28 protein-coding genes and 1 pseudogene are annotated in these 26,871 nt (G+C 71.9%); 17 read left to right on the forward strand and 12 right to left on the reverse strand.

Going from position 1 to position 26,871, the window contains the following annotated elements; genetic code table 11:
• Positions 1–388: 388 nt before the first annotated feature.
• Positions 389–674 (forward strand): annotated as a pseudogene (locus JFN87_RS33750) (hypothetical protein); the annotation flags it as partial.
• Positions 675–812: 138 nt separating this feature from the next.
• Here JFN87_RS33750 and JFN87_RS20715 read toward each other — a convergent pair.
• Together JFN87_RS20715 and JFN87_RS20720 are read right to left on the reverse strand one after the other, a co-directional pair.
• Positions 813–1,148, reverse strand: a complete 336-nt coding sequence (locus tag JFN87_RS20715; RefSeq protein WP_209342082.1) for a hypothetical protein — start codon at positions 1,146–1,148, stop codon at positions 813–815.
• On the reverse strand, positions 1,145–1,381 hold the full coding sequence (locus JFN87_RS20720) for a type II toxin-antitoxin system CcdA family antitoxin (RefSeq protein ID WP_209342084.1): 237 nt from the start codon (positions 1,379–1,381) through the stop codon (positions 1,145–1,147). Before JFN87_RS20720 ends, JFN87_RS20715 begins: the two co-directional genes overlap by 4 nt.
• A 726-nt stretch (positions 1,382–2,107) precedes the next feature.
• Between JFN87_RS20720 and JFN87_RS20725 the strand changes: the two genes are divergently transcribed.
• The 5 genes from JFN87_RS20725 (at position 2,108) to JFN87_RS20745 (ending at position 6,618) form a co-directional block, all read left to right on the forward strand.
• Entirely contained in the window at positions 2,108–3,037 is a 930-nt protein-coding gene (locus tag JFN87_RS20725) for an ABC transporter ATP-binding protein (RefSeq protein ID WP_209342087.1), read from the forward strand.
• Positions 3,034–3,885, forward strand: a complete 852-nt coding sequence (locus JFN87_RS20730) for an ABC transporter permease (protein ID WP_209342089.1) — start codon at positions 3,034–3,036, stop codon at positions 3,883–3,885. The genes JFN87_RS20725 and JFN87_RS20730 overlap by 4 nt, the downstream gene beginning before the upstream one ends.
• A 59-nt stretch (positions 3,886–3,944) precedes the next feature.
• Positions 3,945–5,237 carry a sensor histidine kinase gene (locus JFN87_RS20735; protein ID WP_245180674.1) on the forward strand — a complete coding sequence of 431 codons (1,293 nt, stop codon included), beginning with the start codon at positions 3,945–3,947 and terminating at the stop codon, positions 5,235–5,237.
• Positions 5,234–5,902 (forward strand): response regulator, encoded by a 669-nt coding sequence (locus tag JFN87_RS20740; RefSeq protein WP_209342092.1) that lies wholly within the window; start codon positions 5,234–5,236, stop codon positions 5,900–5,902. The genes JFN87_RS20735 and JFN87_RS20740 overlap by 4 nt, the downstream gene beginning before the upstream one ends.
• A gap of 68 nt (positions 5,903–5,970) precedes the next feature.
• A complete protein-coding gene (locus tag JFN87_RS20745; protein ID WP_209342094.1) occupies positions 5,971–6,618 on the forward strand; it encodes a GNAT family N-acetyltransferase in 648 nt (215 codons plus the stop codon).
• Between the two features lie 28 nt (positions 6,619–6,646).
• Here JFN87_RS20745 and JFN87_RS20750 read toward each other — a convergent pair whose 3' ends face one another.
• Both JFN87_RS20750 and JFN87_RS20755 read right to left on the reverse strand, forming a co-directional pair.
• Positions 6,647–7,216, reverse strand: a complete 570-nt coding sequence (locus tag JFN87_RS20750; protein ID WP_209342096.1) for a class IV adenylate cyclase — start codon at positions 7,214–7,216, stop codon at positions 6,647–6,649.
• Between the two features lie 66 nt (positions 7,217–7,282).
• Positions 7,283–8,227 (reverse strand): GlxA family transcriptional regulator, encoded by a 945-nt coding sequence (locus JFN87_RS20755; RefSeq protein WP_209342098.1) that lies wholly within the window; start codon positions 8,225–8,227, stop codon positions 7,283–7,285.
• 269 nt (positions 8,228–8,496) lie between these two features.
• On the opposite strand from JFN87_RS20755, the gene JFN87_RS20760 reads away from it, so the two are divergent.
• The 4 genes from JFN87_RS20760 (at position 8,497) to JFN87_RS20775 (ending at position 12,970) form a co-directional block, all read left to right on the forward strand.
• Positions 8,497–9,666 carry an MFS transporter gene (locus JFN87_RS20760; protein ID WP_307865530.1) on the forward strand — a complete coding sequence of 390 codons (1,170 nt, stop codon included), beginning with the start codon at positions 8,497–8,499 and terminating at the stop codon, positions 9,664–9,666.
• 75 nt (positions 9,667–9,741) lie between these two features.
• Complete coding sequence (locus tag JFN87_RS20765) at positions 9,742–10,395, forward strand: response regulator transcription factor (protein WP_209342101.1); 654 nt, start codon at positions 9,742–9,744, stop codon at positions 10,393–10,395.
• Entirely contained in the window at positions 10,386–11,642 is a 1,257-nt protein-coding gene (locus JFN87_RS20770) for a sensor histidine kinase (protein ID WP_209342102.1), read from the forward strand. Before JFN87_RS20765 ends, JFN87_RS20770 begins: the two co-directional genes overlap by 10 nt.
• Before the next feature lie 50 nt (positions 11,643–11,692).
• Positions 11,693–12,970 (forward strand): COG4705 family protein, encoded by a 1,278-nt coding sequence (locus JFN87_RS20775; RefSeq protein WP_209342103.1) that lies wholly within the window; start codon positions 11,693–11,695, stop codon positions 12,968–12,970.
• A 44-nt stretch (positions 12,971–13,014) separates the two neighbouring features.
• On the opposite strand, the gene JFN87_RS20780 is transcribed toward JFN87_RS20775, so the two are convergent.
• From JFN87_RS20780 to folE, 4 genes are all read right to left on the reverse strand, one after another.
• A complete protein-coding gene (locus JFN87_RS20780; RefSeq protein WP_209342104.1) occupies positions 13,015–13,758 on the reverse strand; it encodes a dihydrofolate reductase family protein in 744 nt (247 codons plus the stop codon).
• Positions 13,758–14,612: a dihydropteroate synthase gene (gene folP / locus JFN87_RS20785; protein WP_209342120.1), complete on the reverse strand. Its 855-nt coding sequence runs from the start codon at positions 14,610–14,612 to the stop codon at positions 13,758–13,760. Before folP ends, JFN87_RS20780 begins: the two co-directional genes overlap by 1 nt.
• 136 nt (positions 14,613–14,748) lie before the next feature.
• A complete protein-coding gene (locus JFN87_RS20790) occupies positions 14,749–15,996 on the reverse strand; it encodes an NAD(P)/FAD-dependent oxidoreductase (RefSeq protein ID WP_209342105.1) in 1,248 nt (415 codons plus the stop codon).
• A gap of 71 nt (positions 15,997–16,067) precedes the next feature.
• A complete protein-coding gene (folE, locus tag JFN87_RS20795; protein ID WP_209342106.1) occupies positions 16,068–16,661 on the reverse strand; it encodes a GTP cyclohydrolase I FolE in 594 nt (197 codons plus the stop codon).
• 94 nt (positions 16,662–16,755) lie between these two features.
• Between folE and JFN87_RS20800 the strand changes: the two genes are divergently transcribed.
• Positions 16,756–17,442 (forward strand): helix-turn-helix domain-containing protein, encoded by a 687-nt coding sequence (locus tag JFN87_RS20800; protein ID WP_209342107.1) that lies wholly within the window; start codon positions 16,756–16,758, stop codon positions 17,440–17,442.
• Between the two features lie 21 nt (positions 17,443–17,463).
• Here JFN87_RS20800 and JFN87_RS20805 read toward each other — a convergent pair whose 3' ends face one another.
• Both JFN87_RS20805 and JFN87_RS20810 read right to left on the reverse strand, forming a co-directional pair.
• Positions 17,464–18,270 carry an alpha/beta hydrolase family protein gene (locus JFN87_RS20805; protein WP_307865531.1) on the reverse strand — a complete coding sequence of 269 codons (807 nt, stop codon included), beginning with the start codon at positions 18,268–18,270 and terminating at the stop codon, positions 17,464–17,466.
• 210 nt (positions 18,271–18,480) lie between these two features.
• On the reverse strand, positions 18,481–19,044 hold the full coding sequence (locus JFN87_RS20810) for a carboxymuconolactone decarboxylase family protein (protein ID WP_209342108.1): 564 nt from the start codon (positions 19,042–19,044) through the stop codon (positions 18,481–18,483).
• Between the two features lie 134 nt (positions 19,045–19,178).
• Here JFN87_RS20810 and JFN87_RS20815 point away from each other — a divergent pair, with 134 nt between their 5' ends.
• A complete protein-coding gene (locus JFN87_RS20815) occupies positions 19,179–19,880 on the forward strand; it encodes a CGNR zinc finger domain-containing protein (protein WP_245180670.1) in 702 nt (233 codons plus the stop codon).
• A gap of 86 nt (positions 19,881–19,966) precedes the next feature.
• Here JFN87_RS20815 and JFN87_RS20820 read toward each other — a convergent pair whose 3' ends face one another.
• The gene (locus tag JFN87_RS20820) at positions 19,967–20,509 is read right to left on the reverse strand and encodes a GNAT family N-acetyltransferase (protein WP_209342110.1); all 543 of its coding nucleotides are present in this window, start codon (positions 20,507–20,509) and stop codon (positions 19,967–19,969) included.
• Between the two features lie 467 nt (positions 20,510–20,976).
• On the opposite strand from JFN87_RS20820, the gene JFN87_RS20825 reads away from it, so the two are divergent.
• Complete coding sequence (locus JFN87_RS20825; protein WP_282961639.1) at positions 20,977–21,861, forward strand: LAETG motif-containing sortase-dependent surface protein; 885 nt, start codon at positions 20,977–20,979, stop codon at positions 21,859–21,861.
• Between the two features lie 122 nt (positions 21,862–21,983).
• On the opposite strand, the gene JFN87_RS20830 is transcribed toward JFN87_RS20825, so the two are convergent.
• Positions 21,984–23,306 (reverse strand): glucarate dehydratase family protein, encoded by a 1,323-nt coding sequence (locus tag JFN87_RS20830; RefSeq protein WP_209342114.1) that lies wholly within the window; start codon positions 23,304–23,306, stop codon positions 21,984–21,986.
• A gap of 167 nt (positions 23,307–23,473) precedes the next feature.
• Here JFN87_RS20830 and JFN87_RS20835 point away from each other — a divergent pair, with 167 nt between their 5' ends.
• The 4 genes from JFN87_RS20835 to JFN87_RS20850 all read left to right on the forward strand — a co-directional run.
• Positions 23,474–24,136: a hypothetical protein gene (locus tag JFN87_RS20835; protein ID WP_209342116.1), complete on the forward strand. Its 663-nt coding sequence runs from the start codon at positions 23,474–23,476 to the stop codon at positions 24,134–24,136.
• Between the two features lie 31 nt (positions 24,137–24,167).
• Positions 24,168–25,469, forward strand: coding sequence for a sensor histidine kinase (locus JFN87_RS20840; RefSeq protein ID WP_209342118.1), 1,302 nt, complete (start codon positions 24,168–24,170; stop codon positions 25,467–25,469).
• A 22-nt stretch (positions 25,470–25,491) separates the two neighbouring features.
• Positions 25,492–26,160, forward strand: a complete 669-nt coding sequence (locus JFN87_RS20845; protein ID WP_245180673.1) for a response regulator — start codon at positions 25,492–25,494, stop codon at positions 26,158–26,160.
• Positions 26,153–26,871, forward strand: a 719-nt coding sequence (locus tag JFN87_RS20850; protein ID WP_307865532.1) for a glycosyltransferase family 39 protein, incomplete at its 3' end; no start/stop codon positions are given. The genes JFN87_RS20845 and JFN87_RS20850, both read left to right, overlap by 8 nt.

The following is a 26,871-nucleotide window of genomic DNA, read 5'->3' on the forward strand; positions in this document are numbered from 1 at the left end:
GCGTCCCGCTTGAACTCGGCCGTGTACCGCTTACTCGTATTGCTCTTCTTGCTCACTATCTGTGACTGCTTCCTCCGGGACCATCCGTCCCAGTATCAGGCTGTCCAGCTCACAGGGGGAACTTCACGCCGATCAAGGTCGCAAGCCTCTGGTCAGGGAAAACGGGATTCGACGGCACCGCCCGGCATCATCCCAGATGATCTTGCAGGCCCTTGTAATGCGTAGGTCGTCGGTTCGAATCCGACAGGGGGCTCCGTGAAACCCCAGGTCGCATAGCCCGTGACCTGAGGTTTTCTGCTGCTCGGTGTATGGCGGGTCACGCGGCCGAGGGACCGTGGGATTGACTGCGTGAGCGATGCGTGAGCGGCGAGTGATCGGGCCCTACTTCTACAAGAGCCGCCTGGACATTCCGCTGGCGAACGTCCGTGGCGCCACCGCAGATCCCGGCATCGTCCCGGAGCCGAAGGGCCGCCGTGGTCCTGGAGGCACGTTCCTGGCGTCAGCGCCGCGGAGTCGTTCCAGATCGAGGGCAAGCGGGTCTTCTGGGACTCCCGGATGCCGTCAAAGCCGTGGTGATCGAACTCGCCGACGAGCGCTATGCGCGCCTGGTCGTCCAGGTGTCCGGGCCTAAGAAGGCGGTCGACCTCATCGAGCGTGCACTCGCCGCTCATTGAGGCGTCGCAGTGTGCGTCTGAGGCGTCCGTGGGCCGCATCCCGACGGCGCTCCAGGCAAGACCCCCGGGCCAGATCATTTCCGGCTCGGGAGTCTGTCGTCCCGAGGGGCGCCGTTCCTGCCGGTGCCACCAGTGCCCTCAGTCAGTGAGGTCCAGCGCGATGCGCAGTGTGCGTGAGACAGCGGTCATCTCGTCGTCGGGGACGATGCCGAGGTACTTGCCGGCTCTGATGGCGGAGGCTGTCAGCGTCATGAGCTGGGTGCTGATGACGTCGCCCGTCACGGGGGCGGTGACCTTGGCGGACAGCAGGGTGTCCGGGGCTGTGCCAGTGGTGTCGATCAGGACGGTTACCGCCGTGAGCGGGAACACGGACAGGGCGGGATCGGCCTCGACGACCAGGAGGGTGTGTCCGCTGCGGCGGCCGGGAATCTCCCATGCCTGACCACGGCGCAGCGGTGGGGTGGAGTCGTTCATGTGGCGCTACCGCCGTTCAGTTCGTCGAGCGCGTCGAGCTGCATCTCGTCCAGCTCGGCGAACGTTTCACGGCGGGATTCCTGCCATGCGGAGAGCCGGGCGGCGGAGTCGCGTACGGCCTGGGCCGTGAGGGCTTTGGCGGCATAGGCCGACAGGTTGCCGCCGGCTTCGTTGTTCGCCGCCTCGAAGACGTCTATCGGCAGACTCACGGTGATGCGCTTACTGGTTGTCATACGCAGTAGCGTATCAAGGTGCATACGCTCAGTGGGGCCGATTCTGGCCCGCTCCCGCGGGCATCTCCTGCGGAAGGGACGGTTCTGATCCTGACGGGCGTCTACCGGCGCCGGCGAAGGTCGCTCTATGACCGTGTCGCCGCTTCCTCGGCACCTGACTACGGGGAGCCGCGCCGCAATCAGGAGCTTGGGGTCGCCGCCAGGCCCTCGCGCCACGCAAGCCCCAGTTCCCTGCGTGAGCGATGCGTGAGCGATGCCTGAGCGGACGGTACGGCACACGATGGACGGAGCAACACGAGCCAACGATGCCGTAAGTGGCTTACCTGCGGAAACGGGATCCGGCGGCAGGGGGCGACACCCGTATTCACGATCTTGTAGGCCTTGCAATGCGTAGGTCCTCGGTTCGAATCCGACAGGGGGCTCCACGAAACCCCAGGTCAGACGGAATCTGACCTGAGCACGCCATGAACAGGCGCACGGCCTGGCGCAGCGCCGCCAACCCGGGCGTGAATGGCCCGGCCGCGAGCCACCCCCGCCCAGGAGCCCGCACACGGGTCTAGCCCGTGGTCTGTGGGTTCACCAGATCGGATGATGTCGCGTCGTACCCGGGTACGACGGCCCGTTTCCGGGTGGCGACCTCAGTCCGACGATCCGGCGCCGAGCGGCCTCTAGCCTCCGAAGGAGAGGGCACGCCGAGCCCGGCAGCCGGACGCGAGGGAAGACCTGATGATCGAGGCACACCAGCTGACCAAGCGGTACGGGGAGAAGACGGCGGTGGACCGTCTCGACTTCACCGTCAGGCCCGGGACCGTGACCGGTTTTCTCGGTCCCAACGGTGCGGGCAAGTCGACGACGATGCGGATGATCGTCGGTCTCGACGCTCCCAGCAGTGGGAGTGTCACGGTCAACGGCCGCCGCTATGCCGAGCACGCCGCCCCGCTCCAGGAGGTCGGCGCGCTGCTGGAGGCCAAGTCGATCCACCCCGGACGGTCCGCCTTCGACCACCTCATGGCGCAGGCGTACACCCACGGCATCCCCCGCCGCAGGGTGGAGGAGGTCATCGAGATGACCGGCCTGCAGGCGGTCGCCAAGAAGCGGGCGGGGGCCTTCTCCCTGGGTATGGGGCAGCGGCTCGGTATCGCCGCCGCGCTGCTCGGCGACCCGTCGACCGTCATGCTCGACGAGCCGGTCAACGGGCTCGACCCCGAGGGCGTGCTGTGGATACGCAATCTGCTCAGCGGGCTGGCCGCCGAGGGCCGCACGGTTTTCGTGTCGTCCCACCTGATGAGCGAGATCGCACTCGTCGCCGAGCACCTCATCATCGTCGGACGCGGCCGGCTGCTCGCCGACACCACCGTCAAGGACCTGGTGAGCCAGGCCGGCGGGGACACGGTGAAGGTCGTCAGCGCGGATCCCGCGCGGCTGCGCGAGGTACTGGCCGGCCCGGGCGTCGACATCAGCGGACGCGCCGGCTCCGAGGAGCTTGAGGTCACCGGGATGCCGGCACGCGCCATCGGGACCGCGGCGGGGAAGGCCGGCATCACGCTGTTCGAGCTGACGCCGAGGACCGTCTCCCTCGAGGAGGCATTCATGGAACTCACCCAGGACGCCGTCGAGTACCACGGCTCCTTCGCTACCGCCGGGAGTGCGGCATGAGCACACTGACCACGCCCCCCGCCCCCGCCGACGCCCGCCCCGCGCCCGGTGCGCGTCCGGCCTATCGGGTCACCGGCGGCCGGGTGCTGCGCTCCGAGTGGGCCAAGCTCTGGTCCCTGCGCTCCACCTGGATCACGCTGGGGCTCGGCTTCGTGTTCCTGGTGGCCTTCGGCCTCATCGCCGCCGCGCAGTTCAAGTCCCGGTACGACTCCGGGCACCACATGGACCCCGACTTCGCCAGTTCCACGGCGCTCAGCCTGTCGCTGTTCGGCACGAACTTCGCGCAGCTGGCCCTTGGTGTGCTCGGCGTGCTCGTCACCGCGGGCGAGTACTCGACCGGCATGATCCGCTCCACCCTGGCCGCCGTCCCGCATCGGCTCCCCGTCCTGTGGTCCAAGTCGGCCGTCTTCGGCCTGGTCTCCCTGGTCGTCGGGCTCGTGGGCGTCTTCATCGCCTTCCCCGTCGTGGGCGGCATCGTCTCGGGCACCCCGGCAGCCCAGTCCCTCTCCGACGCGGGCGTGCTGCGGGCGCTGCTCGGCGCGGGCCTCTACCTCGCCCTCGTCGGTGTCATCGGCACAGCGCTGGGGGCGCTCCTGCGTTCCGTCGCCGGGGGCATTTCCGTTCTGGTGGCCTCGCTCATGCTGGTGCCCGGACTCGTCTCGCTGCTTCCCAGCTCCTGGCAGAACAACGTGGAGCCCTACCTGCCCAGCAACGCGGGGCAGGCGATGTTCACGCTGCACCACGACGCCGTCACCCTCTCCCCGACGGCCGGGCTCCTGGTGTTCCTCGCCTGGACGGCCGTGGCGCTGGCGGGTGCGGCCTGGCGGCTGATGCGTACCGACGCCTGACCGGCGGACGGATGACACGCGTGCGGCTCGACGACACCCCCGCGGAAACCTTTCCCGACCTGCTGTCCTCGGCCGGTCTCGACGAGCTGTGGTCGCACCCGCTGGTGACCCGGCTGAGCAGTCTCGGCCGGCGGATGCGGCGCATGGACAGGACCCGCCCCTGGGCCCTGGACACGTCGGTGGCGCTCGGCGTCTTCCTGGCGACCTGCCTGCCCGACCTGCTGCACACCGACGGCGGACCGCCGGCCCTGGCGACCGCGTTCAACGCCCTCCCCCTCGCCGGCATGCTCGCCTTCCAGGCGGGGCTCGTGCTGCCGCTGCTCGGGCGTCGGCGTGCGCCCTCGCTGACCTTCGCGCTGATCGCGGCGGTCTTTCTCGCGCAGTGGGCCGTCGGCGCCTGGATGCGGGCCGACGCGGCCCTGCTCGTGGCTCTCTACAGCCTGGCCCTGCACGGACGCCTTCGGCACCTGCCGTGGGCCTGCGCGACCATGGCGGGGGTGCTCGCGCTCGTCGTGTTGCGGCTGTCCGCCGTGGTGTCCCCGGGGGACGCGCTGTTCTCCCTGTTCAGCGCCGTGACGGCGGCATTGGCCCTGGGGCTCGCGGTACGCATCAGGCGCTCGCAGCTCGCGGGCCTGCGTGAACACGCCGCCCGGCTGGAGGTCGAGCGCGACCAGCGCACCAAGCTGGCCGCGGCGGACGAACGCGCCCGGGTGGCCCGGGAGATGCACGACATCGTCGGCCACAACCTCTCCGTCATCATCACACTGGCCGACGGGGGCGCGTACGCGTCGAGACACAGCCCGCAGCGCGGCTCCCAGGCACTGGAGCTCATCGCCGAGACCGGCCGCCAGGCTCTCGGCGAACTGCGGCGCATGCTCGGTCTGTTGCGCGAACAGGCGGACGACGCGCCGCGCCTCAGCCCGCAGCCGGGCGTGCCGGAGCTCGACGCACTGTGCACCCGCATCCGCACCGCGGGGCCGGAGGTCGTCTACCGCACCAGCGGGGAGGTGGACACACTGGATCCCGGGATCCAGCTGACCGTCTACCGCATCGCGCAGGAAGCGCTGACCAACGCGCTCAAACACGCCGGCGCCCTCACCCACGTCCAGCTGGCACTGGAGCTCAGCGGCACGCGGCTGCGCGTCCGGGTCGACGACACGGGGCCGCCGCCCGGCGGAGACGCCCCGCCGGCACGCCCTGCCGGTCCCGGGCACGGCCTCGCCGGGATGCGCGAGCGCGCCGCCCTGTACCGCGGGACCGTGACCGCGGGGCCACGGCCCGGCGGCGGCTGGACGCTGGTGGCCGACCTCGATCTCACCCCGCTGCCCGATTCCCCGGAGAACCCGTCATGACCACTGTCCTCATCGTGGACGACCAGCCCCTGCAACGCCTGGGCTTCCGGATGCTCCTCGAATCCGTGCCCGGCATGGAGGTGACCGGCGAGGCGGCGCACGGAGCCGACGCCGTGCGCCAGGTCGCGGAATCCCATCCGGACGTGGTCCTCATGGACGTGCGGATGCCGGGCATGGACGGGATCGAGGCGACCCGCAGGATCGTCGCCTCCGGCGGACGCTCGCGGGTGCTCATCCTCACCACCTTCGACCTGGACGAATACGCCCACAGCGCGCTGCGCGTCGGGGCCAGCGGGTTCCTCCTGAAGGACGCACGTCCCGAGGAACTGCTCTCCGGCATCCGGGCGGTCGCGGCCGGCGACGCGGTCATCGCGCCCGCGCTCACCCGGCGCCTGCTCGACACCTACGCCCACCGGCTGCCCACGGCGTCGACGTCCGAGTCCAGGCGCCGGGACCGGCGCCTGGAGTCCCTGACCCTGAGGGAGCGCGAGATCCTCGTCGCCGTCGGCCGGGGGTGGACCAACAAGGAGATCGCGGAGCGCTTCGTGCTCGCGGAGTCCACCGTCAAGACGCACGTCGGACGCGTGCTGGCCAAGATCGGGGCCCGCGACCGGGTCCAAGCGGTGATCTTCGCCTACGACCTCGGGCTCAGCACCCCGGCATGACCGCATCCCGCCTCTCGGCGCGGAAATCCGGTGGCCGCGGTGGCCCGGGACGAGAAGAATCCTTGTGCATGACCCTGCTCACCCAGTGGCCCCTGGCGGGCCTGCGGTTGACCACGCCCCGGCTCGAGCTACGGCTGCCGAACCCGGAGGATCTCGCCGACCTGGCCGCGCTGGCCGCGGATGGTGTGCACGATCCGGCGGTGCAGCCGTTCACCGTGGCATGGACCGACGTCACGCCCGACGAGCGTGCCCAGAGCGTCCTGCAGTACCACTGGCGCTGCTGGGGTGCCTGGCGGAAGGAGGACTGGGAGCTGAATCTCGCGGTCCTGCGAGACGGTGTCGTCGTGGGGACACAGGGCATCACTGCCCGGGACTTCTCGGTCCTCCGCGAGGTGTGCACCGGCTCCTGGCTGGGGAGGACCCACCACCATCAGGGCCTGGGGACCGAGATGCGCGCGGCTGTCCTCCACCTCGCCTTCGCCGGACTCGGCGCTCAGCATGCGATTTCCGCGGCGTACACGCACAACGCGGCGTCGCTGGGGGTCTCACGCAAGCTCGGCTATCAGGAGGACGGCATCGAACGCCACTCGGTACGGGCCCGACCCGGCGTGCTGCGCAGGCTCCGCCTCACCGCGGAACGGTGGCAGCAGCACAGGGCGGTACCGGTGGGGATCGAAGGGCTGCCGGGCTGCTTGCCCTGGTTCGGCCTGGGGTGAGCGTGCGGCGGCTGGAGCGGAGCCTCGGCTAGGAGACGTCCGCCTGCTTCTCGGCGTCCGCGAAGAGGAGCGTGGGCTCGGAGAGGATGTCGCGGCCGATCTCGCTCTTGTAGACCTCGTCGACGCTGCCGAACCGCGCCTCGGAGTAGTCGAGGTCGAGAAGGGTAGCGGCCTGCCTGACCGACGCCTCGTCGGGGCCCTCGATCTCCAGGAACGTGGGGAGCCCTGGCCAGGTGTCGAAGTCGAAGGCGACCTCGCCCAGGCGCCACTCCTCTCGGTAGTTCTCCTGGTAGCGCACCTCGCTGAGGCCGACCCGGCGGAGGATGTCGGCCATGGCGTCCGGATCGGAGACCTCGGTCTCGATCTCCGTGGTGCCGTTGATGGTCGTGGAGTCGGTGACCTGCTTGAGGGTGAGCGTCGAGCGCGCGCCCTCGTCACGCAGCCGGAGCCATGTCCCGCTGTCGAGGGAGTCGTTCTCGAAGATTTTGCGCGTCAGGAGGGTGCGGGGGAACGCCTGGCTCGCTCCGAGAGTGGTCAGTTTCGCCTGGATCCGGGTGGTGTCGATCGCGAGGAACTTCGCCTCGTACTCGTGCTTCATGGAGTCCCTTCTTCCGTCAGAGGGCAAGGTACGGCAGCGGATCGCTCGCACCGCATGCCCGCGGTGTCAGCGCGTGAAGGTGCGCCGGTAGGCGGTGGGGGTGGTGTCGAGGGTGCGCCGGAAGTGCAGACGCAGGTTCGCCGCTGTGCCGAGGCCGCAGTCCCTGGCCACCTGGTCCACCGAGTGGTCTGTCGTCTCCAGCAGTTCGCGCGCCTTGCCGAGGCGGGCGCCCAGCAGCCATTGCAGTGGCGTGGTGCCCGTCTCCGCGGCGAACCGGCGCATGAAGGTGCGGGGTGAGACGCCCGCGTGCCGGGCGAGCGCTCGCAGTGTGAGTGGTTCGTCGAGCCGGCCCAGCGCCCAGCCCCGCGTCTCGGAGAGCGACGTCTGACCGGCCTCGGCGACCGGAGCCGGTACGTACTGGGCCTGCCCGCCGTCGCGGTGCGGCGCGGCCACCAGGCCGCGGGCGATCCGGTTGGCCACGATCGCCCCCAGGTCGCGGCGCACCAAGTGCAGGCACAGGTCGATGCCGCAGCACACTCCGGCCGACGTGAGCACGTCCCCCTCGTCGACGTAGAGCACGTCGCGGTCGACCGTGACGGACGGGAAGTCCCGTTCGAGCTCGTCGATGTGCAGCCAGTGGGTCGTGGCGTGCAGCCCGTCCAGAACGCCCGCCGCGGCCAGCGCGAAGGCGCCCGTGCAGATCGACACCACCCGCCGGCCCTGGTCGCGCGCCTGGGCCAGCGCGTCGAGCACCTCGTCCGTCGGGCGCACCAGCGGCTCGCTGCCCGGCTCGTACCCCGGCACGATCACGGTGTCGGCGGCGCGTACGTGGTCGAGGCCGCCCTCGGTGTCGAGGGAGAAGCCGGCGGTGGTCGCCACCTTGGGGCCGAGTCCGCACACGGTCGTCTCGTAGGGGGTCTCCGGGCGGGCGTTGAAGATCTGCGCCGGGATCGCCAGGTCGAGCGGGGTGACACCGTCCAACGCCAGGATCGCGACTCGGTGTGTCGTCATGGCAATATTCTAGTGATGCTGGGCATGATTGCCACTCACCTGGTCAGAGGGGTGCGTGCCAGCCTGTGGGCATGACAGGAACGACCCGCAGCGGTTCGATACGAGGGCGCCGGCGCGGTCGTCGCCCAGACGGCCGGGAACCCGACGGACACGACTCGCCGAGTGACGTCCCCTCGGCCGCCCGGCCCGCCGCCCCGCCTACGGGCGGCCCGCGTACGGGCGGCCCACGTACAGGCGGTCCCACCGGCACCGCCGGCACCGTCGGCCTCGTGCTGCTGGCGTCGATCATCGTCTCGTTCCTCGCCGCGTCGAGCGCGCCGACGCCGGTCTACGCCCTCTACGCGGCCCGTTGGCACTTCTCCCCGATCACCACCACCGTCGTCTTCGGCGTGTATGCCGTCGTCGTCCTGGCCGCCCTGCTCGTGCTGGGCAGGGTGTCGGGCCACCTCGGCCGCAGGCCGGTGCTGCTGGCCGCGCTGGCTCTGCAGGCCGGCGCCATGGTGGTGTTCAGCACGGCAGGCGGCGTCGGCGCCCTGATCGCCGGGCGGGTGCTCCAGGGTGTCGCCACCGGCAGTGCGCTCGGCGCGCTGGGCGCGGCGATGCTGGACATCGACCGCGAGCGCGGCACCCGCGCCAACGCCGTCGCCCCAAGCCTCGGAACCGGCGTCGGCGCACTGCTGTCCGGCCTGGTCGTCCAGTACCTGCCGGCGCCGACGCACCTCGTCTACCTCGTGTTCGTCGGGGTCTTCGCGCTACAGGCCGCCGGCGTCGCCGTGCTGCCGCTGCCCGGCACCGGGCGCCGGGCGCCCGGGCTGCGCGCCTCCCTCGTACCCGAACTCGCGGTGCCGCGGCGGCTGCGCGGCCCGTTGCTCGCGGTTGCCCCGGTGCTGTTCGCGGTGTGGTCGCTCGGTGGTTTCTACGGCTCGCTCGCCCCGGCGCTCGCCCGCGAACTCGCGGGCTCGGACTCGGCGGTGGTCGGCGGCCTCGGCCTGTTCGTCCTGACCGTGGTGTCGTCCGCCACCGCCGTCTCGCTCGGGCGCGTGCCGCCCAGGGCCGTGATGTTCCTCGGCGTCACGCTCCTCGTACTGGGATCGCTGGGGACCCTCGCGGCCGTCGAACTCTCGTCGTTCGCCGGGTTCTTCGCCGGTACGTTGGTGTCCGGGGTCGGCTTCGGAGCCGGATTCCAGGGAGGGATGCGTACGGTGGTGCCCCTGGTCGACGAGCACGAGCGTGCCGGTGTCCTGTCGGCGGTCTACGTGATCTGCTACCTGGGCATGGGCCTGCCGGCCGTCATCGCGGGCGTCCTCGTCGTGCACGGGGGCGGCCTTGCGGCCGCGACACGCGACTACGCGTGGTTCGTGGTGGCGCTCGCCGTCGCGACGCTGATCGCCCTCCTGCGGCTCGAAGCCCCGGGCGCGGCCGGACGGCCAGGGCACTGACCGGGGAGAGCCGGACGGCCAGGGCACTGACCGGGGGGAATGGTGGACTCCCGGCGGAGCCCCTAGGGTCGGTGCGTGGCTTTTGTTGTGGTGTGCGAAGATGACGCGGCCGTCCGTGACGTCCTCAGGCGCGCTCTCGAGCACGACGAACACACGGTCGCCGTCACTTCCACGGCGGACGGCCTGCTGCGGCACCTCGAACCGGCGCCCCACCTCGTCGTCCTCGATCTGGGGCTCCCGGACGCCGATGGCCGCGATGTGTGCCTGGCGCTGCGGGCGCGTGGCGTTGACGCCCCGGTGCTGATGCTCACCGCTCTGGACGGCATGCATCACAAGGTGGGCGGCTTCGAGGCGGGAGCCGACGACTACATGACGAAACCGTTCGACGTCCCCGAGCTGCTGGTGAGGGTCCGCGCCCTGCTGCGCAGAACGATCGCGGCGATCCCGCCGACGGGCGTCGTTCTCGATCCGGCGAAGCATGTGGTCGCCCACGGTTCGGCGAGCGAGAGCCTGACGCCGACCGAGTTCCGGCTGCTGGGCAGGCTCATCGCCTCGCAGGGCGACGCTGTGCGCCGCCACGCCCTCGTCGCCGCGGGCTGGCCGCACGGCGCGCAGGTCAGCGACAACACCCTCGACTCCTTCGTCCGCCGGCTGCGGACCAAACTCGGTGTGCTGGGCGTGGCCGATCGTCTGGCGACGGTCCGCGGAGTGGGCTATCGATGGGAGTGACGGGCTTCCGCGGGAGGGTCGTGGCGCTCGCGGTACTGATCGCGACAGCGGTGGTGGCCGTGCTGGTGGTGGTCTCCCACGTGTTGCTGAGCCGGGTGACCGACGCCGACGCGAACGCGCTGGCGCACACGCGTGCGGAGGCGGTGGCGGCGAACGTAGCCGTACGCGGTGGCCACGTGGTGCTGATCGAGAGCGGCAACGAAGCGCTGGACACGGTCTCGTGGGTGTACGCCGATGGACATCTCGTCGACGGGATCGTGCCGGCCAGGATCCACGACCGCGTGGAGGCACTCGCCGGCTCCACGCGGTCCCGTACCACCACGGCCGGCAGGTACCTTCTGTATGCCCAGCCGGTGCGGCTCGAAGGCCACCGTGTCGTGGTGGTCGTGCGGGTGGATCTGACGCCGTACGAGACCTCGGAGCAGCGCAGCCTGGCGATGGCGCTCATCTTGGGTGGCATCTCCATCCTGCTCGCGGGCGTCGTCGCCTACCTGATGGTGGGTCGTGCGTTGCGCGTGGTCCATGAGATGGCCGCTCTTGCCGACGACTGGGGCAGTCACGAACCCGGGCGCCGCTTCGATCTCGGTGTTCCGCGCGATGAGTTCGGGGAGCTGGGACGGACCCTGGATCGCCTGCTCGACCGCGTGGACAACGCGCTCGCGGACGAGCGCCGGCTCACCCACGAGATCGCCCACGAGTTGCGGACGCCGTTGACGGCTCTGCGCGGCGAGGCGCAGTTGGCGCAGCTCTCCGGTCACCATCTGGCGCCGGAGTCGGTCCTGACGGAGGTCGGCCGCCTGAACACGGCGATCACCACGCTTCTCACTGCCGCCGGAACACGCACCGATCGTGGTACCCGCTGCGATCTCGCGGCGGCGGTGCGACAGGCGATCGCCGGCCGCTCCATCGGACTCGCCGTCCCGGCCGACGTCGACGTCGCCGTGCCGAGCGAACTCGTCGTGGCCGTGTTGTCGCCCCTCCTGGACAACGGCCTGCGGCATGCGAGCTCGCACGTCCGGGTCACCGCACGCGTCCGGCCCCGGGCCGTCGTGGTCGATGTCCTCGATGACGGTCCGGGGTTCGATCCCGCCGATGTCGACCGGGTCTTCGAAGCCGGTGTGACCAGCGGCGACGGCCACGGACTGGGGCTGGCCGTGGTGCGGCGTCTCGCCGCGTCCGCGGGAGTGGCGGTCCGCGCGATCGCGGACGGTCACGGCCACGTCGAGGTGACCTTCCCCACGCCGTAGCCCATCGCGCGGTCAGGTTGTGTGCAGGTTGGCCGGGCCAACCTCGCGGCATGACAACGACGAGCGAAGCCCGCACGCGCCACGGCGGGCGGCTGATGCTGAACAAGGTTCCCGAGGTCACCGTCTGGTTCTGGGTGATCAAGATCCTTTGCACGACCGTCGGTGAGAGCTTCGCCGACTGGATCAACATGAAGCTGGGCGTCGGCCTGGTGAACACGGCCTGGATCTTCACCGCGGTGTTCGCGGTGGTTCTGATCGTCCAGCTGCGGCTGAAGCGGTACGTTCCGTTCCCGTACTGGCTGACCGTGGTCGTCGTCAGCGTCACGGGCACGCTGTACACGGACATCCTGACCGACCAGCTCCACGTACCGCTGTGGATCAGCTCCGCGGTGTTCTCCGTCCTGCTCGCCGTGGTCTTCGGCGTGTGGTGGCTGCGTGAGCGCACCCTCTCGATCCACTCGGTCACGACGCGCTCGCGCGAGTCGTTCTACTGGCTCAGCGTGCTCGTCACCTTCGCACTCGGTACCGCGACCGGCGACTGGACCCTCGAACTCACCGGCTGGAGCCCTGGCGTCTCTGTCCTGCTGCCGCTCGGCCTCATCGCGGCGATCACGGGGTTGTGGAAGTTCGGCGCGAACCCGGTGCTGTCCTTCTGGCTCGCCTACATCCTGACCCGCCCGCTGGGCGCCAACATCGGCGACTGGCTCGCCTCCCCGAAGGTCGCCCAGAGCCCCGGCGACCCGACCGGCCTCGCACTGGGCACCTTCACCACCAGCCTGATCTTCCTCGGCCTGATCCTGGCGACGGTCATCTACCTGACGGTGACACGCGCCGACGTGACCGAGACCTACGAGGCCACGCACACCCCACAGGCCACCGTGAACCCGCGCAGGCAGCGCGTGGGACTCGCGGGGTTCGTCCTCCTCGCCGTCGCCACCGGATCCCTGCTGCTGTGGGCGCACGGCCGGCCGCACGTCGGCCCGGCGCCGGAGACCGACGCCACCTCCACCGTGCAACTCGCCCCCGGCCAGGCGGTCAAGAAGTTCCCGCCCAAGAAGGTCGACGCACTGAGGGCACTCGCATCGACCTCATTGCGCGACACGCGGTCGGGGAACACGGCGGGTGCCCACGCGGCCGCCAAGTCGCTGCGAGACCTCTGGGACGCGGACCAGGCCTCGTTGCAGCCGCTGGACAACACCGGCTGGACGTTCATCGACGCCCAGATGGACCAAGTCCTCAAGGCCTTCGGCATCGACCACGCGAACCCGCCGATGGCGCCGGCCAAGCAGGAGGCTCAACTCAACACCCTCCTGCGGGACATGCGCTGACGGGCCCGCGCGGGTCAGGGGCGGACGGGTCAGGGGCGGACGGGTCAGGGGCGGGCGAGGTAGCGCAGGAGGAGTGTGTCCGCCTCGGCGACCGCCGAGGCCAGGCTCAGGTTGACGGGTGAGGCGATGGGGGACGCGGCGATGCGGCCCGCGGGGCCCGCGGCCAGCATGGGGGAGAGCGTCAGGCGGAGTTCGTCGACGAGGCCGGCGTCCGTCAGCGCACCGAACAGGTGGGGGCCGCCCTCGCAGTCGATGCGCCGCAGCCCGCGCCCGGCGAGCGCGGCGACCGCCGCCGTCAGGTCGACGCTCTCCTCGCCCGCGACGATGACCTCCGCGCCCGCCGCGGTCCAGGCGCGCCGGACGTCGGCGGGCGCGGCCTCGCAGGTGAGCACGAGGGTGGGCACCCGCGCCCCGGTGATGACGGGCGCGTCGGCGGGCAGGCCGCTTCCGGTGGTGACCACGGCGGTGGGCGGGACGTCGGCCAGGCCGTGGCGGCGCCTGCGCTCCTGGGCGCGGCGGTCGGGGTGGACACCGCGGAAGCCCTCGACCATCGCGGTGGTCGCGCCGATCAGCAGCACGTCGGCGAGGTCGCTGCCCAGTTGCAGCACCTCGCGGTCGGGCGGCGTGGACAGGGGACGTGCCTGCCCGCCGAGCTCGACGGCCCCGTCGGCGCTCGACACGAAGTTGACCGCGAGCCAGGTCCGTCCGGCCGGGTAGGTGTAGAGGTCCTCGAGCTCGGCGGCGTCCATGACGCGGCCGGCGTTCTCCGGAGGCCAGATGAGATGCATCACGAGATCCAGGCGCTGGTGCGGGCGGGCTGCCGGGTGCCGTTGATCGCGGCCGCCATTTCCAGGGTCTCCCGCGTGGGCGCGACCTGGTGCGCGCGGAAGACCGCCGCCCCGTCCCTCGCGGCGATCGCGGTGGCCGCGAGCGTCCCGGTGAGCCGTTCGTCCAGGCCGACGTCCAGGGTCTCGCCGACGAACGTCTTGTTCGACAGGGCCATCAGCACCGGCCACCCGGTGCCGGTGAACTCCTTGACGTGCCCGAGCAGCGTCAGGTGGTCGGCGGTGTCCTTCCCGTAGCCGGTGCCGTCGATGAGGATGCCGCCGCGCGGCACGCCGGCGGCCTCGGCCCGTTCGGCCAGGGCGAGGACCTCGGTGCGCACCGCGGTCACCACGTCGGGGTAGTCGGGACGGTACGGCTCGGCCCGCGGTGTGCGCCCGCCGGTGTGCGTGCACACGTAGCCGGCGCCGTACGCCGCGGCGACGTCGATCAGCCGCGGGTCGGCGGCGGCCCACGCGTCGTTCATGATGTCGGCGCCGGCCCGGCAGGTGGCGTCGCCGACCTCGTGGCGCCAGGTGTCGATGCTGATCAGCAGGTCCGGGTAGCGGGCGCGTGCCCATTCCACCAGCGGCACGATCCGGGCGATCTCCTCGTCCGCCGTGACCTCGGCGCCGGGGCTCGCGGTCACACCGCCGAGGTCGATCATGTCCGCGCCCTCGTCGACGGCCCGGCTGATCGCCGTCCTCGCCGCGTCCTCGGCGAACGTGGCGCCGTGGTCGTAGAACGAGTCCGGTGTCCGGTTGACGATGGCCATCACCAGCGCCCGGTCACGGGTGACGCGGCGCCCGCGGAAGACCATGTCGACGGCCGCGCCCTGCGTGCTGCTCATGCGCTCCTGCTCCTCTTCCTCGCCCGTGGCTCGTCGCCGGTGGCCTCGTCGGCCGTGGCTTCCTCGCCGGTGGCTTCGTCGCCCTTGGCCTCGTCGCCGTGGCCGCTCAGCGTGCGCCGGCGGCCAGCTTGCCCAGGTCGGCCTCGGCGAGCTGCTGTGCGGAGACCTGTGCCCGATTGTCGACGAGCGCCTGCAGGGCGTCGCCGTCGTCCCAGGCGTTGACGTTGAGGGCCGCGGTGACCCGTCCGTCACGGCGCCAGAACGCGATGAACTCGCGGGAGGCGGTCGTGCCTCGCACGGTCAGCTCGTCCCGGGCGGGGTCGGCGAGGCCGCGGTACTCGCAGCCGAGATCGTACTGGTCGGAGAAGAAGTACGGCTCGGCGGTGTACGGCTCGTCGCCGCCGAGGAGGTTGCCGGCCACGTGCGCGCCCTGCTCCTTGGCGTTGGACCAGTGCTCGACGCGGACCCGGCCGTCGTGGCGCGGGTGGTCGTGCGCGGCGATGTCGCCGGCGGCGTAGACGTCCGGGGCGGACGTGCGCAGCGCCGCGTCGACGGCGATCCCGCCTGCGGCGAGCTCCAGGCCGGCCTGTTCGGCCAGTCCTGTGCTCGGTACGGCTCCGGCACCGACGACCACGACGTCGGCGGGCAGCTCGCTCCCGTCGTCGAGGCGCACCACGCGGGTGGCGTCCTGGGTGCCGCCGTTGGCCCCGTCCTGGGCGGTGAGGCCCGTGGCCCTGGTGCCGAGCCGCAGCGTGACGCCGTGCCCGGCGTGCAGGTCGCGGAAGACCGCGCCGATCTGCTCGCCCAGCACCGACAGCAGCGGCTGCGGCAGCGGGTCGACGACGGTCACCTCGGCGCCGTGGGTGCGGGCGGCGGCCGCGACCTCGCAGCCGATCCAGCCGGCGCCGACGATCACGACCCTGGCCCCGGCGGTCAGCGCCGCGCGCAGCGCCAGCGAGTCGTCGAGGGTGCGCAGTGTGTGGACGCCGGGACCGTCGAAGCCGGGGAGGGTGCGCGGGCGGGAGCCGGTGGCGAGCAGCAGCCGGTCGTAGGGGTGCTCGGTGCCGTCGGCCTCGACGACCCTGTGGTCGGCCGGGCGCAGGGCGGCGATGTGGGTTCCGCGGCGCAGGTCGATCGTGTGGTCGGCGTAGTGGCCGGCGGGGCGCACCCAGTCGGGCTCGTCGGCGCTGCCCAGCAGGATGCCCTTGGACAGCGGCGGCAGCTCGTACGGTTCGTGCGTCTCGCGTCCGAAGAGCGTCACCTCGCCGTCGAAGCCGCGCTCGCGGAGCGTGGCGGCCGCCGTCGCACCGGCCAGTCCAGCCCCGACGATCACGATCCGCCGCGGTGTGGTCATGTTCTGCCTCCGTCGTGTGAAGCCGTGTGAGTGGGGTTCTGCGAGTGCGTGCCTTGCTTACGCGCGTCCTGTTACCGGCGGACGCCGGTGAGGTCGAGGAACTCCTGCCGGGACGACGCGTCGCTGCGCAGGCTTCCCAGCAGGGTCGAGGTGACGGTCTTCGACCCCGTGGCCTGTACCCCGCGCAGCGTCATGCACGTGTGCTCGGCCTCGATGACCACTCCGACGCCCTGCGGATCGAGGTGCTCCTCGAGCCAGTCGGCGGTCTGCTTGGTCAGCCGTTCCTGCACCTGCGGGCGGCAGGCGAAGTGCTCGACGACCCGGGCGAGTTTCGACAGCCCGAGTATCCGGCTGCCGGGCAGGTAGCCGACGTGCGCCACCCCGACGAAGGGCAGCAGGTGGTGCTCGCACACCGAGCGCACCGGGATGTCGCGGGCGAGCACCAGCTCGTCGTAGCCCTCTTCGTTGGGGAACGTGGTCAGCCGGAACGGGCGCGCGGTCAGCAGTTCCGCGTAGCCGCGGGTCATGCGCCCGGGCGTGTCCTGCATTCCCTCGCGGTCGAGCGGGACGCCGAGCGCCCGCAGGAACTCCCGAGCGGCCCGCTCGGCCGCCGCCAGGTCCACCCCGGCCGTTTCGGGTGCGACGGGCGACGCGGGGGTGGTCATGGGGGCGCTCCTTGTATCGACAATGTCGCCTTCTTTTAGAGGCTGACCCGTGCGCGCCGAATTTGTCAAATCTCATTGGTGTTACATTGGCGGTGTGGGCAGGAGCGAGGATCCGGGCCAGGACCCGATCAGCGAACTGAGCAGCCTCGACGACCCGGTGCGGCGGCGGCTGTACGACGTCGTCGCTGCCCGGGACGAGCCGACGGCCCGCGAAGACGCGGCGGCCGCGGCCGGCATCAGCCGCACCCTGGCGGCGTACCACCTGGACAAGCTGGTCGACGCCGGCCTGCTGACCGCCGGCTACGCCCGCCCGGCCGGACGCGGCGGCCCCGGCGCGGGCCGTCCCGCCAAGCGGTACGCGCGTGCCCGCCGCGAACTGTCCGTCAGCGTGCCGCCACGCGACTACGCGCTGCTCGCGGAGGTGCTGGCCGAGGCGGTCGCCGCCGACGACTCGGGCGGTGTGCGCGAGGCGGTGGCCTCAGCGGCGCACGCGGCCGGCCGGGCGGCCGGGCGATCGGCGGGCGGCCCCGACCTGACCGCGGCGCTGCACGCCTGCGGGTACGAGCCCTCCGAGACCGGCGAGGGCTGCGTGGAACTGCGCAACTGCCCCTTCCACCGCCTCGCCCGGCGCCACACCGAGCTGGTGTGCGGCCTGAACCTGCACCTGGTGCGCGGACTGCTCGAGGCGAGCGGGGAACGTCAGGACCGTGCCGTGCTGGCCCCGCGCGCCGACCGGTGCTGCGTGTTCATCGAGGCAGCCGGGATCGACGCAGCCGAGTAGGCGCCCCTGCCGGTCCTTCGGCTACGCGCGGCCGCGTACCACGTGGTGCAGCGCCCAGGAGGCGATGAGGTCCGCGGCGTAACGCGCGTCGGACGGGCGGGTCAGCAGGTGGTCGGCGCCGTCGAGCGCGACGAAGCTCTTGGGGTGGCGCGCCGTGTCGAAGATGCGCCGGGCGTTGTCGATGCCGACCGTGTCGTCCGTCGGCGAGTGCAGGACGAGCAGGGGGACGCGCAGCGAGGCGATGCGCCGGGCCTGGGGCTGGGCCGCGATGTCGTCGAGGAAGCGGCGGCCGATGCGGAACGGGCGGCCAGCGATGGAGACCTCGGCGGTGTCGCAGTCCCCGCACTCCTCGAAGGCGCGCACGCCGTCCCCCAGCAGTCCCTTGACGTGGTCGGGGTCGGCCGGTGCGCCGATGGTGGCCACGGCCCGCACCCCGGGGATCCGCGGCGCCGCCGCCAGGACGGCCGCCCCGCCGAGCGAGTGGCCGACGAGGAGCGCGGGGGAGCGGAACTCGCCTGCCAGGTAGCCGGCCGCGGCCGTCAGGTCGTCGACGTTCGAGGTGAAGTCCGAGCCGGCGAAGTCCCCGCCGGATTCGCCGAGCCCGGTGAAGTCGAAGCGGAGCACGCCGATGCCGTGGCGGGTGAGCGCCCGCGCGATCCTCGGGGCGGCCAGGGTGTCCTTGCCGCAGGTGAAGCAGTGGGCGAAGAGCGCCAGCGCGAGCGGTGGCGTGCCGGGCAGGTCAAGGCGCCCGGCGAGCGGGGCGCCCTGCGAGCCCGGGAACGTCACTCTTCGCGACGTGGCTGTGGTGGAGTTCGGCACGTTGGGCACGTTCTTCCTTCTCCTCGGCGCCCCTGCCGCCTGCGGCCCGCCGCCCCGCCCGGCGGATTGGTGCCGGTGCCGGCGGGGCGGCGCCGGAGCGCTGCGGGCGGCGGTCGGTGTGCGAGCGGTCAGTGGGCGGGCCGTGAGTGGGGCGCGCCGTCAGTGGGCGCGCCGTGAGTGTGCGCGCCGTCAGTGTGCGCGCCGTCAGTGGGCGCGCCGTCAGTGGGCGTGCGGCGCGACGCGGGGGAAGTCGACGTCCGTGTCGACCAGTTCGTTGAAGTAGTTGGTCAGGACGTTCACCGCGACGTTGGCGACCACCTCGGCGATCTCCTCGTCCGTCACACCGGCAGTCCTGGCCTCCGCGATCGCCTGCTCGCCGCCCTGGCCGCGGCCCTCGATGACGCGGCGCGTCAGTGTGAGGATGGCCTCGATGTGGGCGTCCTGCGACTTGGCCTCGCGGGCCGCCGCCAGCTCCGAGTCGCTGAGCTTGGCGAACTTCCCGCCGCTGAAGGTGTGGGCCGACAGGCAGTAGGTGCAGCCGTTGAGCTCGGCCGCCAGGATCGAGATGCGCTCCCTGACCGGGAAGGGCAGCACGCCGGCCGCCAGCGCGCCGTTCATCGCGAGGTAGCCCTTCACGGCCGCCGGGCTGTTCACCAGCACCTTCATCAGGTTGGGGACGCTGCCCAGGGCCTTCTGCGTCTCCGTGAGCTGCGTGGCCGCCTTGCCGGTGGCGTTCTCGGGGTCGATCTGCGGGAGTCGTGACATGGCGGTGGCCTCTCTCATGGTCGGCGATCCGGCGGCTCAAGCGACTAATGCTTGAAAGCGCCTTGAACGATTAGAACTGTGCCATGCCCGCGGCGAGTCGTCAAATGTTCAAGAGGTGCGCGAAGCATTAGCTCTTCGGTATGCTGGCCCGTATGGACGAGGGTGAGGTTGACGTACGTGTGGCCCTCCTGGGAGAGCCGCTCCCCATCGAGCTGATGAACACGATTCACGTCGACGAGCGCGGCCACGACGGCTTCGACCTGGTCGGGGACGTCGCCTCGGCCGCGCGGTGGGTCGACGCGATCGGCCCCCGGCTGCCCGCCACGACGGGCAGAGGCTCGGGGGATGCGAGGCGCGCCGGGGACGTGGAGGATACGGAGGACGCGGCCGGAGCGCTGGACGAGCAGGATGTGCGCAGGCTCCGGTCGCTGCGCGACGCGCTGCGGGCGCTCGCCGCGGAGGTCACGGACGCGCCGCCGCAGTTCGCGGTGACGCGGGTACCGTCACGCCGCGAGGCGCTCGACACGGTGAACCGGCTCAGCGGCAGGGCCCGCATCTGGCCGGAGCTCGACTGGCCCGATGGCGGCGAGCCGACCGCGACCGTCGGCACCGGCTCGGGCGCGTGCGACTACGCCGTCTCCTCGCTCGCCCGGCAGGCGGCCGAGCTGTTCGCGGGCCCGGGCCGCGGGCAGCTCCGCACCTGCCTCGCGCCCGGCTGCATCCGGTACTTCGTGAAGGACCACCCGCGCAGGGAATGGTGCACGAAGGCGTGCGGGAACCGCGCGCGCGTCGCGCGTCACTACCGTCGCCACCGCGGTGCCGCGGCCAGGCCGGCGCACGACACCGCGGGCTGACTGGCCGGGACTGACTGGTCGGGGCTGCGGGTCGGGGCTGGTCCGGCCCGTCGACGCCCGTTGACGCGGCCTCGCTCAGGGCCGGATCAGGGCCGGTTCAGGCCCCACGTCTGCAGTGCGTAGGGGCGGCCCTTCTCCACGCCCCGGATCAGCTCCACGTCGAGCAGGGTGAAGCCCGTCCTGGTGGCCACGGCGACGCTGGCGGCGTTCTCGGGCTCCAGCTCGAGGATCACCTGATCCACACCGAGCTGCTCGAAGGCATACCCGGCCATCACACGCACCGCCCGGGTGGCCAGTCCCTTGCCCCGGTGCGCGGGGCCGATCGCGTAGCCGAGCTCCGTGCCCTCGGGGGCGCGCCTCAGCATCACCTCGCCGAGCGGCGTCCTGCCGTCGACGGTGATGGCGAGGAGGATCGCCGTGCCCTCCGACCGCAGCCGCCGGTCCCGGTCGAGCCGCGCGCCTGCGGCCGCCGCGTCGAAAGGGGACGCCATCGGCGTCCAGTACGCGATGTCGGGGTGGTCGAACAGCCCGGGCATCGCCGGCAGGTCCGCCTCGGCCCAGTCGCGCAGGACGAGGCCCTCGCCCGAGAGGTCGATCCGGGCCGGAAACGGCGGCGTTGTGCTGTTCATGGTGTGAGTCCCCTGGCTGGTCGTGACGCCAACATACCTGGCGGTACGTCATCCTGTGAGCGCTCTGCCCGTCGTGCTGGGAGTGTGACCTTCCGGTTGTGTCGGTGTGCGGGTGTGTCCGGCAATCACCATGCCCTGTATGCCGCTTATGGTCCGGCTCGCTGTGTTGTGTTAGGTCGACTTAGAGCTTCGACGACGTGTCACGGTGTATTTTTCGCGGACCACTTGTGTAACGGGGACCCCGTTGCGGCATACTCGTGACCCCCGGCGCCCTCAGGGCACGGCCACCCACCTACCTCGGCGGAGGCGACTCCTCGTCGACCCGGGCGCGCGCGTCAACGCGCCCGAGGCGTCGGCGTGCTCGGCACGTGAGCACTGCTCGGAACGGTCTTCGCCACGTATTCAGGAGTACCGAAGTGCAGCGTTCAATTGCCAGACGTCTTATAGGTATTGCCGGTGTGGGCTCCATGGCGGCGGCGCTGAGCCTCGCCGGTGTGGGCACGGCTTCCGCCGACGACGGCGGCCAAGGTGCCCACTGTGACAACGTCCACGTGAAGTTCTCCACGGACGGCGGCCACCACTGGCGTCAGGACGGAATGTTGACGGATCCGGTGGCGCCCACCAGCATCGTCGTCAAGCTCGACGGCCACGTCACAAGGGGCTGTGAGTACAAGATCTCGCTCGCTACATACAAGACCGAGGGCAAGACGTGGGCTGACTCGGGAACGCAGTCGTTCCTCGATGTCGACCACGCGACGCTCTCGCGCAAGAACAAGAGTGCAACGCTCCAGGTCAAGGGCATCAACAACTCGGTCTGCTTCGGCCAGATCGACCTGTACGCCGGCGACACGGTGTACGACGGCAAGACCCCGAGCACCGCGCTGCCGCACTACCCCGACTCCGCCACCCCGGAGGACCTGATCACGGCGTGGAACGGCGCCTACCCGGACTGCGACAAGAACGGCGGTGGCGACACGCCGCCGTCGACTGGCCCGTCGGACTCCACGCCGCCGTCGACCGGCCCGTCGGACTCCACGACCCCGCCGTCCGGGTCCGACACCACGCCCCCCTCGACCGGCCCGTCCGACACCACCTCGCCGAGCCCGTCCACGTCCGCCTCCACGGGCACGCCGTCCACCTCGCCGAGCAGCAGCGCGCCGGCCGTCGGTGCCACGACCGCGCCGTCCGGTACGCCGGTCGCCCAGCCAGTGTCGTCCACGCCGACCCTCGCCGAGACCGGTAGCAACAGCTCGCAGACCACGACGTTCATCGCGGCCGGTGCCGCGCTCGTCGTCATCGGTGCCGGCGCCGTCGTCTTCACGCGCCGCCGCAACCGTGGCAGCAACGCCTGAGCGGACGACTCGGCCCGATCGCTGAGTAGTTCGTAGCCGTCGAAGAGCTGGCCGGACACGCCTCTCGCGTGGTCCGGCCGGCGCTTCGCGCGTGCGTGCGCGTGCGCAGGCGTGCGCTCCCGCTACCAGCGCGGGACAGACGGGGTCGTCCAGCCCGGCTCGGTGACGCGCATCGCGGCCGCGTCGTCGCGGTCGCGCATCCGGCCGTCGTCGTCGAGCCAGCGGCGATGCAGCGCGGCGAGCCGCTCGCGGTCCAACTCGACGCCCAGGCCCGGCGCGTCGCCGACGGTGACGCGGCCGTCCTTGAACGTGATGCGCTCCGTCAGCACGTCCTCCGCCTGCCACGGGTAGTGCGAGTCGCACGCGTGGTGGAGGTTGGGGACGGTCGCCGCGACGTGCGACATGGCGGCGAGGCTGATGCCGAGGTGGGTGTTGGAGTGCATCGAGACGCCCACGCCGAACGTCTCGCACACCGAGGCGAGCTTCTGGGTGTTGCGCAGGCCGCCCCAGTAGTGGTGGTCGGAGAGCACGACCTGCACCGCGCCGCTGGTGAACGCGGGGGCGATCTCGCCGAACGTCGTCACGCACATGTTGGTGGCGAGCGGGATGCCCGTGCGGGCGGCGACCTCCGCCATGGCGGGCGTGCCGAGCGCCGGGTCCTCCAGGTACTCGAGTACGTCGCCGAGTTCCTCCGCGACGCGTACGGAAGTCTCCACCGACCAGGCGCCGTTGGGGTCGAGGCGCAGCGGCTGACGGGGGAACGCGGCGGCCAGTGCGCGGACGGCCGCGATCTCCTCGTCGGGCGGGAACACACCGCCCTTGAGCTTGAAGGACGTGAAGCCGTACCGCTCGGAGAACATGCGGGCCTGGCGCACGACGCCCTCCGGATCGAGCGCCGGCCCCCAGTCGTCCGGCTGCGCGGGGACGCCCTCGGGGTGCGCGCCGTACTTGTAGAAGAGGTAGGCGCTGTACTCGACGGAGTCGCGCACCTTGCCGCCGAGCAGGGCGTGCACGGGCAGGCCGAGCGCGTGGCCGAGGGCGTCGAGGCAGGCGACCTCGAAGCCGGAGGCGACGGACAGGCGGAGCTTGTCGGCGGTCTGCACGCCGCGCAGGCCGCCGACGTCCAGGGCGCCGGCCGCCCCGGCGTCGTCGGGGTCGACGGCGACCGCGTCCACGAGGGCCATGACGGCGTTCAGGTCGTACACCTGGCGGCCGACGAGGCGCCGCGCCAGGGGTTCGGCGAGCGCGAGGTACTTGCTGTCGCCGTACGTCTCGCCGAGGCCGGCCGCCCCGCCCTCGGTGACGACCTCGATGATCAGGCGCGGGGTGTAGGGCTGGTGCACGCCCTGGGTGTTGAGCAGGGGTGGGTCCGCCACGAGGACGGGCGTGAGGCGCACGTCGGTGATGGTGAGGCCGGGCTGCGCGGACTGCGCGGGGTGCGTCATGGCGGGCAGCTCATCTCTCTACGTAAATGCCATTTATGTATGTAGACGTAGATTAGGCAGATGAACCGAGGGCGTCAACGGATGCCCGGCGGGGTGGGGTAAACCGAACCCCCAAGATCCGTGCTGGCACGATCGAGCGAACGGCGTGCGGCCGGGAGTCTTGATCCATGGACACCATCGCTCATCCTCCTGTGATCACCCGTTCGTTCGGCTGGAAGCGGATCGCCGTCCGCGTCCTCGGGGAGCCGTTCCGCGCCATGACCTGGCGCCGGCTCGCCTATCTCGTGCTCGCCCTGCCCGTGGGGCTGCTCTGCGTGCCGATAGCGCTGGTCGGAGGCCCGGCCGGGCGCATCCAGCGGGGGCTCGCGCGCTCGCTGCTCGGGGCGGAGGTGGCGGCCCAGGCCCCGGTCGCGGGCCGCGCGCGTGCGCCGCTCGCGTTCGTGCACGCGGTGCTGAGTGCTGCGGTGAACCTGGTGGCCATAGCCGTGTGCGGCTACTTCTGGACGATAGTCGTCATCAACCTCGGCTACCCGCTGCGTACGGACACGACGGCTGAGAGCCTCACCCATTCGTGGGGCGGCCCCTCCCTCGCCGGTGCCTGGGCCGTCCACGCCGCGGCGGGCGGGCTGCCGTTCCTCTTCCTCACGCCGTGGGTGATGCGGGGGTTCAACGCGCTGCAGACGGGGCTCATACGCGCGTTCCTCAGTGACCCCGCCCCCGGTGGTGCTCACGCGTCCGGCGGCCTGACGCGGGGCCGGGCGGTGGTCCTGGCGCTCGGGGTGTGCGCGGTGTGCGCTGCTCTCTCCGTGCCTGTCATCCATCAGCTGTGACGGGCCTGCGGGTCCGCCTAGGGTGGCCTCCATGCAGGTGAGACGCCGACTGCTCGCGGAGGCGGCGGCCGCGCTCTACGCGGTCGCCTCCCTCCCGCTGGCCGTCGTCTGGGCCTTCGTCGTGCTGGCGCTCCTGCTGATCGGCGGGGTGCTGTCGTGGACGGCGATGGGCCTGTGGGTGGTGGCCGGCGGTGTCCGTGCCGGGCTGGCGTTCGGTGATCTCCACCGGGCCTTGATGGCACGCCTGCTGGGAGTACGGATCGACCCTGCCGTGCGCGGGCGTGGGCCGACGCGCGGGCGTGGGCCGAACGGTGACGGAGGCGGCGGCGGTGCCTTCGGCTGGCGGCGGGCGGTGCTGAGCGGCCGTGCGGGCTGGCGGGCGGTGGGGTGTGCGGTGCTCGCCCCGGTGACGGCGGTCCTGCCGCCGGTGGCGGTGGTCATCGGGTACGTGTACGGGGTACTGCTCGCGTTCCTGCCGCTGGTGCGGCTGTGGGACAACTTCACTGTGCGGCGGCCCGACGGCTCGGTGCGGCACGCGGCGCTGGTCGTGGGCGGTGTGGTGTTCGACGACTGGCCGCTGGTGCTTGTCCCGGTCGCGGTGGGCGTGCTGCTGCTGTTCGGGGCGCGGTGGCTGGTGGCCAACGCGCTGGTTCCGCACCGGCTGCTGCTGGCGGCGCTGCTCGGTCCCGACCGTGCGGACCTCCGCATCCGCACCCTGGAGGAGACGCGAGCGCTGGCCGTGGACGACGCGGCGGCGACGCTGCGCAGGATCGAGCGGGATCTCCACGACGGCACGCAGGCGAGGCTGGTCGGTCTCGGCATGCATCTGACGGTGATCAGGGAGCTCGTACTGGGCGGCGCGGACCGTGAGCGAGTGCTGGGCGCGGTGGAGACGGCGCAGGGGAGCGCGGTGCAGGCGGTGGCCGATCTGCGCCACCTGGTCAAGGGCATCCACCCGCCGGTGCTCGACCAGGGTCTTGAGACCGCGCTCGCCACCCTCGCCGCCGACTGCGGGCTGCCCGTCTCGGTGGAGGGCGGGATGGAGGGCAGGCCCACGCCGGCCATCGAGTCGATCGCCTACTTCTGCGCCGCCGAGCTCCTCGCCAACGCGGTGAAGCACAGTGGCGCGTCGGCGGCGCGGATCACGGTGCGCGGGGCCGCGGGCATGCTGCTCCTCACCGTGCGGGACGATGGCCGGGGCGGTGCCCGGATCGGCGGAGGGAGCGGGCTCTCGGGGTTGCAGGCCCGGGTACGCACGGTCGACGGTTCGCTGGTCTGCAACAGTCCCCCTGGGGGGCCGACGGCAGTCAGCGTCCTGCTCCCTTACCGGTGACAGACGGGGAAGGCTGGTCGGTATGGCTGCTGGGGCTCTGCGGGTCGTGATCGCGGAGGATTCCGCCATCCTGCGGGACGGGCTGGCGCAACTGCTGGGGATGCGCGGCGTGGAGGTGGTCGCCGCGGTCGAGGATGCGGCGGCTCTGCTCGCCGCCGTGGCCGAACACCGGCCGGACGCCGCGGTGGTGGACATCCGGCTGCCGCCCACGGGAACCGACGAGGGGCTGCGGGCTGCCGTGGAGATCCGCAGGACGGCGCCGGGCACCGGGGTGCTGATCTTCTCGCAGTACGTGGAGACGAAGTACGCGGCGCAGCTCATCGGGGACGGCGGCGCGGGGGTGGGCTACCTGCTGAAGGAACGGGTGGTGGACATCGGCGAGTTCGTGGCGGCGCTGGAGCGGGTCGCGGCCGGGGGCACGGCCCTGGACGCGGAGGTGGTGTCGCAGCTGTTCGGCGCGAGCCGGCGCGGATCGGAGCTGGACGCGCTCACTCCCCGGGAGCGCGAGGTACTGGGACTCATGGCGGAAGGACGGTCCAACATGTCGATCGCGGAGACGTTCACGGTCTCCGAGCGCGCCGTGGAGAAGCACATCGCGAACATCTTCAGCAAGCTCGGGCTGCCCGCGTCGGAGCCCGGCCACCGCCGGGTGCTCGCGGTCCTGCGGTACTTGGACCACCGGCGTGAGTGACGGCACGCTCCCCGCGGCGGGCAGCCGGCCGGAGCCGCGGGCGAAGGCATCGGGGGCGGCCGCGCCGCGCGGCGGTGCGCCACGGGCCGGCGCGTGGTGGACGGGGGCCTGGGGGACGGCGCTCCTGCCCGCGCTGCTCGCCCTGGGGCTCGGCCTGTGGGGGCTGCGGCGGCAGGACTCGATGTGGCGCGACGAGTCGGTGACGTACCAGGTCGCGCACCGCGGCGTGGGCCAGATCGGGGAGCTGGTGCGGCATGTGGACGCCGTGCACGGCGTCTACTACCTGCTGATGCACGGGCTGTTCGCGGTGTGGGACGGCGGGCTGCTCACGCTGAGGCTCCCGTCGGTCGTGGCGACCGCCGCGGCCGCTGCGCTGGTGGCGCTGACGGGGCGGCGCCTCGCCGGCCGGCGGGCCGGGCTGTGGAGCGGGGTGACGTTCGCGCTGGTGCCGCTGGTGCAGATGTACGCGCAGGAGGGCCGCTCCTATGCGCTGGTGTGTGCGCTGGTGGCGCTGGCCACGTACTTGTTCGTGCGGGCGCTCGACGGCGGGGGCGGGTGGTGGCTGTGGGCCGGGTACGGGACGGCGGTCGCGGCGGCGGGCTGGCTGCACGAGTTCGCGGTGCTGGCGCTCGCCGCGCACGGCGTGACCGTCGCGGTGAGCGGGGTGGGGCGCGCGGCGCGTGTGCGGTGGGCGGTCGCGGCGGTGGCGGC

It is taken from the genome of Streptomyces montanisoli, from assembly GCF_017813245.1.
GTDB classification, from domain to species: Bacteria; Actinomycetota; Actinomycetes; order Streptomycetales; family Streptomycetaceae; genus Streptomyces; species Streptomyces montanisoli.